Annotated in this window: 1 protein-coding gene; it reads left to right on the plus strand. The window is 42.2% G+C overall.

What is annotated here, in order from left to right; all coding sequences use genetic code 11:
* The coding region (locus ACVRRC_RS22115; protein WP_472997594.1) for a hypothetical protein at window positions 1-575 on the plus strand (575 nt) is incomplete at its 5' end.
* Window positions 576-709: the final 134 nt, after the last annotated feature.

Below are 709 nucleotides of genomic sequence, written 5' to 3' on the forward strand. Positions count from 1 at the left end.
AGATGTTGGGTATGGCTTACCATTTTCTCATTATCGGACTAAAGGAATTCACCATGAGCAATGCAATTGATAAACAGATTTCTGCCGCTAACTTAAACGCCTTCGGTTGGCAGTTGGGAGATCACATTCACTCAACACCTTTTACTTCCCATGTTTTTTATCTACGAGACTATCGTGATAATCAAGTGCATTTGGTGACTATTGGGCAGCAGGACTTTAATTCAGCACGCACAAACCTCGATGTGCCCATTGGTGCTCATGTGGAGGCGATTGCTCAACTCATTAAAAAAAACAACAAAAAGGCATTATCGAAAAAGCATGCTGGCGCGCTCAGCTTTGCATTAGTGAATTACATCAAAAATACCGGCGCTTATCGGCAGTGGCTCACGTTGATTTCGCCTGGCGAACGCATGCACGCAGTCATGAATATCTATAGCCAGAAAAACGGCCTTGTGAGACTGCGTCCATTCATCATTCGCCATGAAGAGTTGATGCTTACACCAAACGATGTCATGCAGAGCACTGAACAGATTTTCGAGATGGATAACGCCAGGAATCCGGAATGGTTTAATTAGCCAAATAGCCGTTTGATAATAAAAAAGGGAGTATTCATGAATCTGTCCTCCGCATTCTAATAGAAATTTTGTAACATATTGCGACATACAATGATGATAAAGGCCTTTCTCAAGCTAGCACTGAAGATGTCATT

The organism is Stutzerimonas sp. LR2, assembly GCF_055755175.1.